General features: G+C 69.3%; 10 protein-coding genes. 8 read left to right on the top strand and 2 right to left on the bottom strand.

From position 1 onward, the window contains the following. Positions 1-101 precede the first annotated feature (101 nt). The 7 genes from ACFWWR_RS09405 (at position 102) to ACFWWR_RS09375 (ending at position 9,435) form a co-directional block, all read left to right on the top strand. On the top strand, positions 102-524 hold the full coding sequence (locus tag ACFWWR_RS09405) for a hypothetical protein (protein ID WP_384302666.1): 423 nt from the start codon (positions 102-104) through the stop codon (positions 522-524). A gap of 219 nt (positions 525-743) precedes the next feature. Next, positions 744-1,997, top strand: a complete 1,254-nt coding sequence (locus tag ACFWWR_RS09400) for an Ig-like domain-containing protein (RefSeq protein ID WP_383857838.1) — start codon at positions 744-746, stop codon at positions 1,995-1,997. Positions 1,998-2,133: 136 nt separating this feature from the next. Continuing rightward, positions 2,134-3,600, top strand: coding sequence for an ABC transporter permease (locus ACFWWR_RS09395; RefSeq protein ID WP_383857841.1), 1,467 nt, complete (start codon positions 2,134-2,136; stop codon positions 3,598-3,600). A 227-nt stretch (positions 3,601-3,827) separates the two neighbouring features. Continuing rightward, positions 3,828-4,511 (top strand): ABC transporter ATP-binding protein, encoded by a 684-nt coding sequence (locus tag ACFWWR_RS09390; protein WP_383857844.1) that lies wholly within the window; start codon positions 3,828-3,830, stop codon positions 4,509-4,511. Positions 4,512-4,797: 286 nt separating this feature from the next. Then, positions 4,798-8,034, top strand: a complete 3,237-nt coding sequence (locus ACFWWR_RS09385) for a S8 family serine peptidase (RefSeq protein WP_384302664.1) — start codon at positions 4,798-4,800, stop codon at positions 8,032-8,034. An 80-nt stretch (positions 8,035-8,114) separates the two neighbouring features. Next, on the top strand, positions 8,115-8,885 hold the full coding sequence (locus ACFWWR_RS09380; RefSeq protein WP_384302662.1) for a group II truncated hemoglobin: 771 nt from the start codon (positions 8,115-8,117) through the stop codon (positions 8,883-8,885). 37 nt (positions 8,886-8,922) lie between these two features. Further along, positions 8,923-9,435, top strand: coding sequence for a hypothetical protein (locus tag ACFWWR_RS09375; protein WP_383857852.1), 513 nt, complete (start codon positions 8,923-8,925; stop codon positions 9,433-9,435). 39 nt (positions 9,436-9,474) lie between these two features. On the opposite strand, the gene ACFWWR_RS09370 is transcribed toward ACFWWR_RS09375, so the two are convergent. Continuing rightward, a complete protein-coding gene (locus ACFWWR_RS09370) occupies positions 9,475-10,407 on the bottom strand; it encodes a helix-turn-helix transcriptional regulator (RefSeq protein ID WP_383857855.1) in 933 nt (310 codons plus the stop codon). A 171-nt stretch (positions 10,408-10,578) separates the two neighbouring features. Between ACFWWR_RS09370 and ACFWWR_RS09365 the strand changes: the two genes are divergently transcribed. Next, on the top strand, positions 10,579-11,619 hold the full coding sequence (locus tag ACFWWR_RS09365; RefSeq protein WP_383857858.1) for an NAD(P)-dependent alcohol dehydrogenase: 1,041 nt from the start codon (positions 10,579-10,581) through the stop codon (positions 11,617-11,619). Between the two features lie 37 nt (positions 11,620-11,656). On the opposite strand, the gene ACFWWR_RS09360 is transcribed toward ACFWWR_RS09365, so the two are convergent. Then, the gene (locus tag ACFWWR_RS09360) at positions 11,657-12,709 is read right to left on the bottom strand and encodes a FecCD family ABC transporter permease (protein ID WP_384302660.1); all 1,053 of its coding nucleotides are present in this window, start codon (positions 12,707-12,709) and stop codon (positions 11,657-11,659) included. Positions 12,710-12,821 lie beyond the last annotated feature (112 nt).

Here is a 12,821-nt window from a genome sequence, read left to right as displayed (position 1 = left end):
GATCCCCTTGTGGCGCTGGCGAATTGGCCGTGTGGGGCGATGTTAGTGAAAGGTGCGGGTCACGGGAAAGTCACGGGAGAAATGAGCCTTACGCTCCGGGCATGAACACTCCTGAGACATCACGTTTTGTACGGCTTCGCGTCGATCTGATTCTCGAGGTCGACGACGCCGGAGCCGTCACCGAGGCCGCGCTGGAGCGGATCGCGGACGACCCCGACCTGCCGGCCGACGAACGGGCACACGCCGAGAGCGCTGTGACGGAGGACACCGCGGAGGCTCTCGCGTATCTCGTCGACCCGTTCGACCTGGTCAGCGAGATCCCGGGGGTCGAACTCGCCCAGGCATCCTGGTCCAGCGAGCGGATCGACCATGATCCGGATTCGCCCGACTGGGGCCTGGACGAGGATGATGTCGACGAAGAAGACGACGACGGCGACGACGGCGACGACGCGTTCGACGACGACAGCGAGGCCGGGGACGACCTCGAAGTCGAGGACGACCAGGAGAACGAGCGGGTCGGCTGACGTTCCTTGGGGAAATCGTGACCCCGGGCGGCAACCGCTGTTCGGGGTTTCGTCGTCTCATGGGGCGCACGCACCGACCACCACACCACCCGCCTCCGGGAACGTGGTGTGCCCCACACCTGCAATGAATGTGGAACGGGACGAACCGGTCGTAGCGTTGAAGTTCTTGACGGGGACTCTCGGGCTTTTGGGGATTCGGCAACGATGGAGAAGCGTGTGATGACCAACAGTAGGCGGCGCAGGGGCCTGACGGTCGCGTCCGCACTGCTCGGCGGTGTGCTGGTGCTCTCGGCGTGTTCCAGTGGCGGCGGCGACGCCTCCGGGAGCGACGGCGGCAAGGACACCTCACAGGCCAAGGTCGACGAGGCCGCGGCCGAGAAGACCTCCGAGGCCCAGATCAAGATCACGCCCAAGGACGGTTCGGACAACGCCTCCATCAACAACTCCGCAGCCGTCACCGTGAGCAAGGGGACGCTCACCGACGTGGCGATGACGACCGCGGACGGCACCGCGGTCAGCGGTGAGATATCCGCGGACAAGCTGAGCTGGAAGCCCAGCGTCCAGCTGGAGCGGTCCACCACCTACAAGCTGACGGCGGAGGCGAAGGACTCGGACGGGCGCGTCGCCCACGAGAACGCCTCGTTCACCACGGTCTCCCCGACCAACAGCTTCATCGGCAACTTCACGCCGGACGACGGCACCACCGTCGGTGTCGGGATGCCCGTGTCGATCAACTTCGACAAGGCGATCACCAACAAGGCGGCCGTCCAGAAGGGCATCACCGTCTCCTCCACCAGCGGCCAGGAAGTCGTCTGCCACTGGTTCAACGCCAACCGCATGGACTGCCGGCCCGACGACTACTGGCAGGAGAACTCCACCGTCACGCTGAAGCTCGCGCTGGACGGTGTCGAGGGTGCGAACGGTGTCTACGGCGTCCAGCAGAAGACGGTGACCTTCAAGATCGGCCGCAACCAGGTCACGTACGTCGACGCCAAGACCAAGCAGATGAAGATCACGCAGGACGGCAAGACCGTCAAGACCATCCCGATCTCGGCCGGTGCGCCCGACAACAAGACGTACGAGGGCCAGATGGTGATCTCCGAGAAGTTCAAGGAGACCCGGATGAACGGCGCGACGGTCGGCTTCACCGACGACGACGGCAAGGGCGAGTACGACATCAAGGACGTGCCGCACGCCATGCGTCTCACCACGTCCGGCACCTTCGTGCACGGCAACTACTGGGGCGCCAAGTCCATCTTCGGCAGTGTGAACACCAGTCACGGCTGCGTGGGCCTGTCGGACGCGAAGGGCGCCGACGACCCGAACACGCCGGGCGCGTGGTTCTACAACAACTCGATCATCGGTGACGTCGTGGTCGTCCAGAACACCGGCGACAAGACGGTCTCGCCGGACAACGGTCTGAACGGCTGGAACATGAGCTGGGCCGACTGGAAGGCCGGTTCGGAGGTCTGACCGACCCGGAGTTCACAGCTTTCCGATGCCGCCCCCCAGGGGCGGCATCGGTGTTTCCGGGGCCAGGCACAGCCTTCTCATGCTTCTCTTATGCCAGCCCCATCCCTTCATCACGCGCCGTACCTACTTTGCGGCCATGTTCTTCACCTACCTGAGGCGCGAGCTGCGCCGCCGCAGAAAAGCGGCCCTCGTCGTCGCCTCCGGACTCGCGCTGGGTATCGCGCTGGTCATCGTGGTCAACTCCGTGTCCTCCGGCATGGGCAAGGCCCAGGACAAGGTCCTCCAGTCCCTCTACGGCCTGGGCACGGACATGACCGTCACCAAGGCGGCCCAGCCGCAGGCCAGTGCCTCCGACCGGCCACGCTTCCGGTTCGACGCCCAGGACAACGACTCCGGGGCGGAGCAGAGCACCGACCGCGTCCTGGTGCAGGGCTTCGAGACCCTCTCCACCGCGACCGTCACCAAGGTCGGCCAGCAGACCGGCGTCTCGGGAGCGGTGGGCGGCCTCAGCCTCCAAGTCATCAAGGTCAGCGGCGAGTTCACCCGCGGGCAGTTCCAGCAGAACGGCGAGGGCGGCGACCGGCAGGGCACCCCCGGCGGCCAGGGCGGCGGAACGGGCCAGCCGCAGGGCGAAGTCCGGGGCGGCGGCGCCAACTTCGACGTCAACAACTACTCGGTCTACGGCACCGACGTCACCGAGCCGGCCCTCGGCCCGCTGACCTCCTCGAAGATCACCAGCGGTCGTACGTTCACGTCGTCGGAGACCGACGCCAAGGTGGCCGTCGTCGACTCGGCGTACGCCAAGGAGAAGAAGCTCAAGGTCGGCAGCACCGTCACCATCAAGAGCGTCAAGTACAAGGTGATCGGCGTCGCCACGGCCGACAGCGGTGACGCGGCGGCCAACGTCTACATCCCGCTGACGCAGGCGCAGACGCTCAGCGACTCGAAGGACAAGGTCACGACGGTCTACGTCCGGGCGACCGACTCCCAGAAGATCGACAGCGTCAAGTCGGCCATCCAGAAGAACGTCTCGGGTACGACGGTGACGACCTCCGCGGACCTCGCGGACACGGTGTCCGGATCCCTCTCCACGGCCTCCTCCCTCGCCACCAGCGTCGGCAAGTGGCTGTCGATCGCGGTGCTCATCGCCGCGTTCCTGGTCGCCGGTCTGCTGACCTCCTCGGCCGTCTCGCGCCGGGTGCGCGAGTTCGGCACGCTGAAGGCGCTGGGCTGGAAGTCGGGGCGGGTGACCCGGCAGGTCGTCGGCGAGGCGATGGTCAACGGCCTGGTCGGCGGTGCGCTGGGCATCGCGCTGGGGCTGGCGGGCGCGTACGTCGTCACGGCCGTCAGCCCGACGCTGCAGGCGCAGTTGGGCGGCGGTGGGGGCGGTGGCGGCTTCGGTGGCGGTCCCGGAGGTGGCTTCGGTGGGGGTCGGCAGGCCGCGGCTCGGACGCTCGACGTCACGCTCACCGCGCCGGTCAGTCCGACGACCATCGGCGTCGCGGTGGGGCTCGCAGTGGCGGGTGGGCTGATCGCGGGCGCGTTCGGCGGCTGGCGGGCTTCTCGGCTGCGGCCGGCTGATGCGCTTCGGCGCGTCGAGTAGCCGACGTCGGCTGGGGCTCAGGGTGGGTGCGCTTGCCTGCGCCGACGGGGTGCCGCTGCGCCCACCCTCCCCCACTCTCGACTTCGCTCGAGCGGGGGGACCCCCATCGCCCCAGCGGCACGACTGCCCGCAGCTACGCACGCCTGCGGGGTGCCGTCGCCCCTGGCACGGCTGCCCGCAGCTACGCGGAATCGACAACTCCCTCACCCACCCCAGGAGCACCCACCATGTACGAACTCAAAGGCGTCACCAAGCGCTACAGCCGAGGCAAGGAAACCGTCGACGCACTCGACGGTGTGGATCTCACGATCGCCGACGGCGACCGCTTGGTCATCCAAGGCCCCACCGGCGGCGGCAAGTCCACGCTGCTCCAGATGCTCGGCGGCCTCGACCGGCCGACGTCCGGTGAAGTCGTGCTCGACGGCACGGACATGGCCAAGCTGTCCGAGGCCCGGCTCACCAAAGTGCGCAGCGAGAACATCGGCTTCGTCTTCCAGAGCTTCAACCTGATCCCGACGCTCACCGCGCAGGAGAACGTCGAGACCGCCCTCGTCCCGCTCGGTGTGAAGGGGAAGGAGCGGCGCGAACGGGCCGCCGAGGCACTGAAGTCGGTCGGGCTCGGCGAGCGGCTCGGGCATCTGCCGGGCGAGATGTCCGGCGGCCAGCAACAGCGCGTCGCCATCGCCCGCGCCCTGGTCAAGCAGCCGAAGGTACTGCTGGCCGACGAACCCACCGGAAATCTCGACGAGTCGATGCGCGACGAGATCATGGACGTGCTCGAGACCATGTGGAAGGAGCTCGGGCTGACTTTCATCATGGTCACCCACGACTCCGCGATCGCGAAGAAGGCCCCGCGTCTTGCCACCATCCGCAAGGGGAAGATCACGGTGAAGGAGAACGCCGTCTCGTAACGGCGAACCGCGGCGGCGAAATTCGGAAATGGCCGGAGACATTCGCTTACCCGACGATCGTGTAACAGAGCCTTCCTGCCAGGTGCCTGTCTATTGAGGTGCCTGATCACCCCCCGGCATACTGCGAGTTCCGGGGGGTGCACGGGTATGCGTGCGAGACCTCCCCCGGCCGGGTGAACGGGGAATTCACCCGGTACTTCTGCAAGGGGGAAACTTGCGCAGACAAGTGAAAAGAGCATGCGCGGCCACGATAGCCACGGCAGCGGCCGTCGCTCTGGCGGCGGGCATGACCAGCCCGGCGTCGGCGAAGCCCGAGCAGCGCTCGACCGGCGCTGCCCAGCTCACGTCCCACCACCGCATCACCCTGATCACGGGTGACCGCGTCTCCGTCGACACCAAGGGCCGCGTCGTGGGCCTGGAGCGGGCGAAGGGGCGGGAGCACATACCCGTCCAGATCCGCAAGGCCGACGGACACACCCTCGTGATTCCGGCCGACGCGGCCCGACTGGTCGCCACCGGCAAACTCGACCAGCGGCTCTTCGACATCACCGAGCTCAACAAGTCGGCGACCCGCACCTCCCAGAAGAACGGCCTGAAGGTCATCGTCGGCTACAAGGGAGCCGCGGCCGCCACCAAGAGCGAGGTCCGCGACGCGGGCACTCTGCGGCAGACCCTCAAGACCCTGAACGCCGATGCGGTGCAGACCCCGCACGAAGACGCGCCGGACCTGTGGGACGCGGTCACCAACGGCGACAAGACCGCCTCCGGCATCGCGCACGTCTGGCTCGACGGCGTCCGCAAGGCCAGCCTCGACAAGTCCGTGCCGCAGATCGGCGCCCCCAAGGCGTGGTCGGCCGGCTACGACGGCAAGGGCGTCAAGATCGCCGTCCTGGACACGGGTGTCGACGCGACCCACCCGGACCTCAAGGACCAGGTGATCGAGGCCAAGAACTTCTCGACGTCCACCGACAACAAGGACCACGTCGGGCACGGCACGCACGTTGCGTCCATCGCGGCGGGCACCGGCGCCAAGTCCGGCGGCAAGCTCAAGGGTGTGGCGCCCGGCGCCGACATCATCAGCGGCAAGGTCCTCGACGACACCGGCTCCGGCGACGACTCCGGCATCCTCGCCGGCATGGAGTGGGCGGCCGCGGAGGGCGCCGACGTCGTCAACCTCAGCCTCGGCGGCATGGACACCCCCGAGGTCGACCCGCTGGAGGCGGCGGTCAACAAGCTGTCCGCCGACAAGGGCATCCTCTTCGCGATCGCGGCCGGCAACTCCGGTCCGGAGTCGGTCGGTTCGCCGGGCAGCGCGGACGCCGCGCTCACCGTCGGCGCCGTCGACGACAAGGACAAGCTCGCCGACTTCTCCTCCACCGGCCCGCGGACCGGCGACGGCGCGATCAAGCCGGACGTCACCGCCCCGGGCGTGGACATCACGGCCGCGTCCGCCAAGGGCAGCGCCATCGAGCAGGAGGTCGGCGAGAAGCCGGCCGGCTACCTGTCCATCTCCGGCACGTCGATGGCGACCCCGCACGTGGCCGGTGCCGCCGCGATCCTCAAGCAGCAGCACCCGGACTGGACGTACGCCGAGCTGAAGGGCGCGCTGACCGCCTCCACCAAGGGCGGCAAGTACACCCCGTTCCAGCAGGGTTCGGGCCGTATCCAGGTCGACAAGGCCATCAAGCAGACCGTCATCGCCGAACCGGTGTCGGTGAGCTTCGGCACGCAGCAGTGGCCGCACACCGACGACAAGCCGGACACCAAGCCGCTGACGTACCGCAACCTCGGCACCAAGGACGTCACGCTCACCCTGTCCGCGACCGCCACCAACCCCAAGGGCCAGGCCGCTCCCGCGGGCTTCTTCAAGCTCGCCGCGGCCAAGGTGACCGTCCCGGCCGGCGGCACGGCGTCCGTGGACGTCACCGTCAACACCAAGCTGGGCGGCACACTCGACGGCGCGTACTCCGCGTACGTGACGGCGACCGGCGGCGGCCAGAGCGTCCGTACGGCCGCTGCCGTCAACCGTGAGGTCCAGTCGTACGACGTCACCGTCAAGCACCTCGGCCGGGACGGGCAGCCGACCGACGGCTACAACACCCTGCTCCTCGGCTACTCGGGCCTGGGCAACGGCCGGGGCTACCAGGTCCCGGTGACCGCCTCCGGCACCACGACCATGCGGGTGCCCAAGGGCGCGTACCTGCTGGACGCCTGGATCGCGAAGGACTTCGTGAACCTGGAGGGCGGCCTCGACTGGCTGGTCCAGCCGAAGCTGAACGTCACCAAGGACACCTCGGTGACGATCGACGCGCGCAAGACCAAGTCGGCCGACATCACGGTGCCCGACGCGCAGGCCAAGCAGACCGGCGCGATGAGCAACTACTTCTACGCGCCGGCGGGCATCGGCATCGGCGTCGGCCTCAAGTCCTTCGCCGACCTGCGGATGGCCCACATGGGTCCGGAGGCCGCCACCGGTCTCACCCAGACCTGGAACGGCCAGTGGACCAAGGGCGCGAGCGCCGAGTACGACGTGGCCACCACCGCCAAGGTCAAGAAGATCCAGGGCGACAAGGTCCGGCACTTCAAGGCGAGCGAACTCGCCACGGTGAAGAACAACCTCGGTGCCGCCGCCTCCGGCAAGTCCGGCGGGCTCGTCACCTGGGGTCTCTTCCCCGAGGACGTGGTCATCGGTCTCCCGGTGGAGCAGAAGCTGCCGGGTGCGCGCACGCTGTACCTCTCGACGGCCGACAAGATCCAGTGGACCTTCGACTTCGAGCAGTACGCCGGCAAGGACGCGGACGGCTTCCCGGTCATCGACGCGTTCTACACGCTGGGCGCCCCGCAGACCTTCAAGGCGGGCAAGAAGTACACGAAGACCTTCAACACCGCGGTCTTCGGCCCGCACCTGAACGCGGACTACGGGCTCTTCCGCGAGGGCAACGGCATCTACGGAATGGTGCCGCTGTTCGCCGACGGGGCCGGGCACGCCGGTTCGTCGGACTTCACCTCGGTCGCCACCTCGCTGTACCGCAACGGCACCAAGGTCGGCACCAGCGCCGACCCGCTGTTCGGCGAGACGGTGTTCAAGGTCCCGGCCGGTGACGCCCAGTACAAGCTGACCACCTCGGTCAAGCGGAGCGTCAAGGTCGCGGCCGCCTCCACCCGGATCGACGCGAGCTGGACCTTCCGCTCGAAGAAGCCGACCGGCGACGTGGCCAAGCTGCCGGCCTCCATGGCCCGCTTCAACGCCAAGACGGGCCTGGACAGCAAGGTCGCGGCGGGCAAGACGGTGTCGATCCCGGTCACCGTCGAGGGCGCGGCCAAGGGCTCCAACCTGAAGTCGCTCGCGGTGTACGTGTCGTACGACTACGGCAAGACCTGGAAGAAGGTCACCGTGAAGAACGGCAAGATCACCGTGAAGAACCCGGCGAAGGACAAGGCCATCTCCTTCCACGCCAAGATCGCCGACAAGAAGGGCAACAAGTCGACGATCTCGATCTACAACGCGTACTACGGGAAGTAGGACGCGGGCTGATTGAGCGCTGAGCGAAAGGCCTGCCGGAGGTGAAGCCTCCGGCAGGCCTCTCGTGTTTGTGTGGGCGCATGACTGCACAGACCGTCGAGTACATCCGGTACCGCATTCCCGAAGAGCAGTCGGCGGAGTTCCTGTCCGCCTACACCAAGGCCGCCGCCCTGCTGGCCGCGGCGCCCCAGTGCGTCGACTTCGAACTGGACCGCTGCGAGGAGGACTTCGAGCACTACATCCTGCGCATCACCTGGACCTCGACCGAGGACCACCTCGAAGGCTTCCGGAAGTCGGAGCTGTTCGAGGACTTCCTCGCCGAGATCCGGCCGTTCGTCCCGTCCATAGAGGAGATGCGGCACTACAAGCCGACCACGGTCCGCGGCACGGGCTCCGCCGTCCCCACGCTGTACACGTGGGCGGGCGGCGCGGAGGCCTTCGCCCGGCTGACGGCGGTCTTCTACGAGAAGGTCCTCGCGGACGAGCTCCTCGCGCCCGTCTTCGCGGGCCTCGACCCCGAGCACGCCCAGCACGTCGCCCTCTGGCTCGCCGAGGTGTTCGGCGGCCCGCCCGCCTACTCCGAGACCCAGGGCGGGCACGGGCACATGGTCGCCAAGCACATGGGCCGGGGCATCACCGAGCCACAGCGCCGCCGCTGGGTGAACCTGATCCAGGACGCGGCGGACGAGGCGGACCTGCCGACGGACGCCGAGTTCCGCTCGGCGTTCCTCGCGTACGTCGAGTGGGGCACACGACTGGCCGTGTACTTCTCGGGCCCCGACGCGAAGCCACCGGCGGAACAGCCGGTCCCGCGGTGGACGTGGGGGGCGGCGCCGCCGTACCAGGGCTGACGGGGAGCAGGCGTCGGCCTTTGCATAGCATCCCGTCATGACCGACGCCCTCGCCACCACCGTCACCGCCGTCGTCGGCGTTCTCGGCACCCTCTTCGCGCCCGTCCTCAGCCACCGGCTCACCGAACGGCAGCGTGCCGAACAGACCGAACGGGAGGAGAGGCGGCGGGCGTTCGAGGAGCGGCGGGATGCCTACACCGCCATGAACCGGGCCTCCCGGCAGTTCCACACACTGCTGAAGGACGCCCTGCACCGGCTGCGCGACGACGTCTACGGCGACCAGGAGCGCGAGCAGCTGGAGGAGGCCCGCCGCGACTACCGAGACCGGTACGCCGAGGCACAGATGGTGGTGCCGGAGCGGATCCTGGATGCCTCGCGGTCCGTCAACGAGGTGCTCGCGGGCATGGACGCCGTCGCCAAGCGCCTCGACCGGGGCCGGGCCCGGGAGGGGGAGAGCGCACAGCAGGCGCTGCTGGACCTGAAGGCGGCCGAGCCCCGGCTGAGCGCCATGCGGCGGGTCATGCGGGAGGATCTGGGCGTGCGGGAGTGACCTTGCCGCAACGTCGTCCGCGGCTGCTGAACGGCCGGGTCAGAGCGGGGGCGTCGACGACTGCGTACCCGCCCGCGTCGCGTCCGTGCCCCAGCTCGCCAGCAGGCGCAGGGCTTCGGCCGACGGGGAGCCCGGTTCGGCGTGGTAGGTGATCAGGGACTGCTCCTGGTCGTCGACCAGCCGGAACGACTCGAAGGAGAGTTCGAGGTGGCCGACGAGCGGGTGGTGCATCCGCTTGACGCCATGGCTCTTCTCCTTGACGTCGTGGGTGGCCCACAGCCGCCTGAACTCCTCGCTCTTCACCGAGAGCTCGCCCACCAGCGCGGACAGCTGCGGGTCGTCCGGGTGACAGCCCGCGTCCATGCGCAGATAGCTGACGATGTCGGTGGCCTTCTGCTCCCACTCGACGAACAGCTCGCGGTAGTCCGGCTTCAGGAACGTCATCCGGGCCCAGTTCCGCTCCTGCGGCGGCAGCTGCGCCCAGTCCCCGAAGACCGCCGCGGCCATCCGGTTCCAGACGAGGATGTCGGAGCGCCGGCCCACGATGTACGCGGGAATGCCGTCCATCGTGTCGACCAGCTGCCGCAGCGCTCCCCGCACCTGCTGGGTGCGGCCGGTCTGCTTCTTCTTGTGCTGCTTGGGCTTCGCCAGGTGCGTGAGGTGGGCGTGCTCGGCGTCGGTCAGCCTGAGCGCGCGGGCGATGGCGTCCAGTACCTCCGCCGACACGTTGCGCCCGTTGCCCTGCTCCAGGCGCGTGTAGTAGGCCACCGACACCCCGGCCAGCTGCGCCAGCTCCTCCCGGCGCAGTCCCGGCACCCGGCGGTGCCGCCCGAAGTCCGGCAGCCCCACGTCCTCCGGCTTCAGCCGGGCCCGCCGGGTGCGCAGGAACTCGCTGAGCTCGGCTCGCTGGTCCAGCGACCTGCCGGCCTCGGGGGAGGAGCGGTCCTGCACGGGGTCGGGCTGTTCGTCCATGCCTCCAGTATTCACGGTCGTACGCACACCAGCCTGACCCCGCCAGTGGTAGGACCAGCGAACGTAGGCAGAGTTGTGGCCTGGGTGAACGCCGACTTGTGGGGCACCCTGGAGGCCGTGCCCGGCCGGAAGGCAGCCGGGCACGGAACCCTTTGCTAGGAGAACCTCGGCATGACCACTGTTGCTGCGTACGCCGCCCCCGCCGCCAAGGCTCCCTTGGAGCGCACCACCATCGAGCGTCGCGCGGTCCGCGAGTTCGATGTGCTGATCGACATCAAGTTCGCCGGCATCTGCCACTCCGACATCCACCAGGTCCGTGAGGGCTGGGGCGAGGCGATCTTCCCGATGGTCCCGGGCCACGAGATCGCGGGCGTCGTCACCGAGGTCGGTTCCGGCGTCACCAAGTTCAAGGTCGGCGACCGGGTGGGCGTCGGCTGCCTGGTCGACTCCTGCCGTGAGTGCGACAACTGCAAGGCCGGCCTGGAGCAGCACTGCACCGGCGGCTCGGTCGGCACGTACAACGCCATCGGCAAGGACGGCGAGCCCACCTACGGCGGCTACTCCACCCACGTCGTCGTCGACGAGAACTTCACCGTCCGCATCCCCGACGGCCTGGCCCTGGACGTCGCCGCGCCGCTCCTGTGCGCGGGCATCACCACGTACTCCCCGCTCAAGCAGTGGGGCGCGGGCCCCGGCAAGAAGGTCGCCGTGATCGGCCTCGGTGGCCTCGGTCACATGGGCGTCAAGATCGCGCACGCGCTCGGCGCCGAGGTCACGGTCCTCTCGCAGTCCCTGCGCAAGAAGGACGACGGCCTGAAGCTGGGCGCCGACCACTACCACGCGACCAGCGACCCGAAGACGTTCGAGGAGCTCGCCGGCTCCTTCGACCTCATCGTCTCCACGGTGTCGGCCCCGCTGGACTTCGGCGCCTACCTCAGCCTGCTGAAGACGGGCGGCGCCCTGGTGAACGTGGGCGCCCCGGAGGAGCCCGTCGCCCTGAACCTGTTCTCCCTCATCGGCGGCAACAAGACCCTCGCCGGTTCGATGATCGGCGGCATCGCCGAGACCCAGGAGATGCTGGACTTCTGCGCCGAGCACGGCATCGGCGCGGAGATAGAGCTGATCGGCGCCTCCGAGATCAACGAGGCGTACGAGCGGGTGCAGGCGAGCGATGTGCGGTACCGGTTCGTGATCGACACGGCGACGATCTGAGCGTCGGCCGACGGGCCCCGGTCACACACCGGGGCCCTCAGCGGCGGGCCGTACGACGGCCCAGCAGCCACAGCAGATACGGCCCCCCGACCAGCGAGGTGAGCGCGCCGACCGGGATCTCCAGCGGGGGGAGCAGCGTGCGGGCCGCGAGGTCGGCGGCTACGAGCACGAACGCGCCGGTCAGCGCCGAGCACAGCAGCGGGAGTTGAGGCGTCCGGGTGATACGGCGGGCCAGCTGGGGCGCGGTCAGCGCGACGAACCCGATCGGTCCCGCGGCACCGGTCGCCGTCGCGGCGAGGACGACCCCCAGCACGGTCAGGCCGAGGCGGGCCCGGTCCACCCGGACACCGAGCCCGGCCGCCGTGTCCGGGTCGAGCCCGAGCGGCCGCACGGCCCGGCCCGCCCACACCAGCGCGGGCAGACACAGCAGGAGGACGACGGCCAGGGGCCCCGCCTGCTCCCAGCCCCGCCCGTTCAGGCTGCCGGTCAGCCACAGCTTGACCTGCTCGGCGGCCTCCAGCTCGCTGTCGGTGAGATACAGCTGGACGATCGCGGACAACGCGACCCCGATCCCCACACCGGTCAGCACGAACCGACTCGGCTGCATGCCGCGCCGCCACGCCAGTACGTAGACGAGGGCGGCGGCGCCGAGCCCGCCCGCCACGGTCACCGCCGGCACCGCGCCGGGCGAGCCGACCGTGCCGGTCGCCAGGGCGAGCACGGTCGCGGCGGCGGCCCCGTGCCCCACGCCGATCACGTCCGGGCTGGCGAGGGGGTTACGGGTGACCGTCTGCACCAGCGCCCCCGCGAGGCCCAGAGCGGCCCCCACAAGCGCCCCCAGCACGATCCGCGGAACCCGCAGCTCGCCGACGACCAGGTCGTACGGCCCCCCTCCGGTGCGCAGGGTGTGCCAGACCTCGGCGGGGGAGACGTACGTCTGGCCCAGACAGGCCGAGGCGAGCATGACGGTGGCGAGGAGGACGAGCAGGGTCACGGCGGCCGAGGCGGAGCGGCGGTGAAGGAGGACGGAGACGCGAGGGTGGGGCCGGAGCACCGCCATCCCGCGGGCAGTCGTGCTGAACCCGGCCATGCCGCGGGCAGTCGTGCTGAACCCGGCCGTGCCGCGGGCAGTCGTGCCCGACCCGGCCATCCCGCGGGCAGTCGTGCCGCTGGGGCGGCACGGGTGGGCGCGGGCGGCGCCC

Origin of the sequence: Streptomyces sp. NPDC058678 (assembly GCF_042714835.1) — a bacterium.
Taxonomy (GTDB): domain Bacteria; phylum Actinomycetota; class Actinomycetes; order Streptomycetales; family Streptomycetaceae; genus Streptomyces.
The sequence above is the reverse complement of the archived record's forward strand: the minus strand, read 5'-3'. Positions and strand labels throughout refer to the sequence as shown.

What these genes read in the sequence shown, in the direction of transcription:
- ACFWWR_RS09375 (WP_383857852.1), top strand. Translation starts at nt 8,923, where the DNA reads ATGACCGACGCCCTCGCCACCACCGTCACCGCCGTCGTCGGCGTTCTC.
- ACFWWR_RS09385 (WP_384302664.1), top strand. Translation starts at nt 4,798, where the DNA reads ATGACCAGCCCGGCGTCGGCGAAGCCCGAGCAGCGCTCGACCGGCGCT.
- ACFWWR_RS09365 (WP_383857858.1), top strand. Translation starts at nt 10,579, where the DNA reads ATGACCACTGTTGCTGCGTACGCCGCCCCCGCCGCCAAGGCTCCCTTG.
- ACFWWR_RS09400 (WP_383857838.1), top strand. Translation starts at nt 744, where the DNA reads ATGACCAACAGTAGGCGGCGCAGGGGCCTGACGGTCGCGTCCGCACTG.
- ACFWWR_RS09390 (WP_383857844.1), top strand. Translation starts at nt 3,828, where the DNA reads ATGTACGAACTCAAAGGCGTCACCAAGCGCTACAGCCGAGGCAAGGAA.
- ACFWWR_RS09360 (WP_384302660.1), bottom strand. Translation starts at nt 12,709, where the DNA reads ATGGCCGGGTTCAGCACGACTGCCCGCGGGATGGCGGTGCTCCGGCCC.
- ACFWWR_RS09395 (WP_383857841.1), top strand. Translation starts at nt 2,134, where the DNA reads ATGTTCTTCACCTACCTGAGGCGCGAGCTGCGCCGCCGCAGAAAAGCG.
- ACFWWR_RS09380 (WP_384302662.1), top strand. Translation starts at nt 8,115, where the DNA reads ATGACTGCACAGACCGTCGAGTACATCCGGTACCGCATTCCCGAAGAG.
- ACFWWR_RS09370 (WP_383857855.1), bottom strand. Translation starts at nt 10,407, where the DNA reads ATGGACGAACAGCCCGACCCCGTGCAGGACCGCTCCTCCCCCGAGGCC.
- ACFWWR_RS09405 (WP_384302666.1), top strand. Translation starts at nt 102, where the DNA reads ATGAACACTCCTGAGACATCACGTTTTGTACGGCTTCGCGTCGATCTG.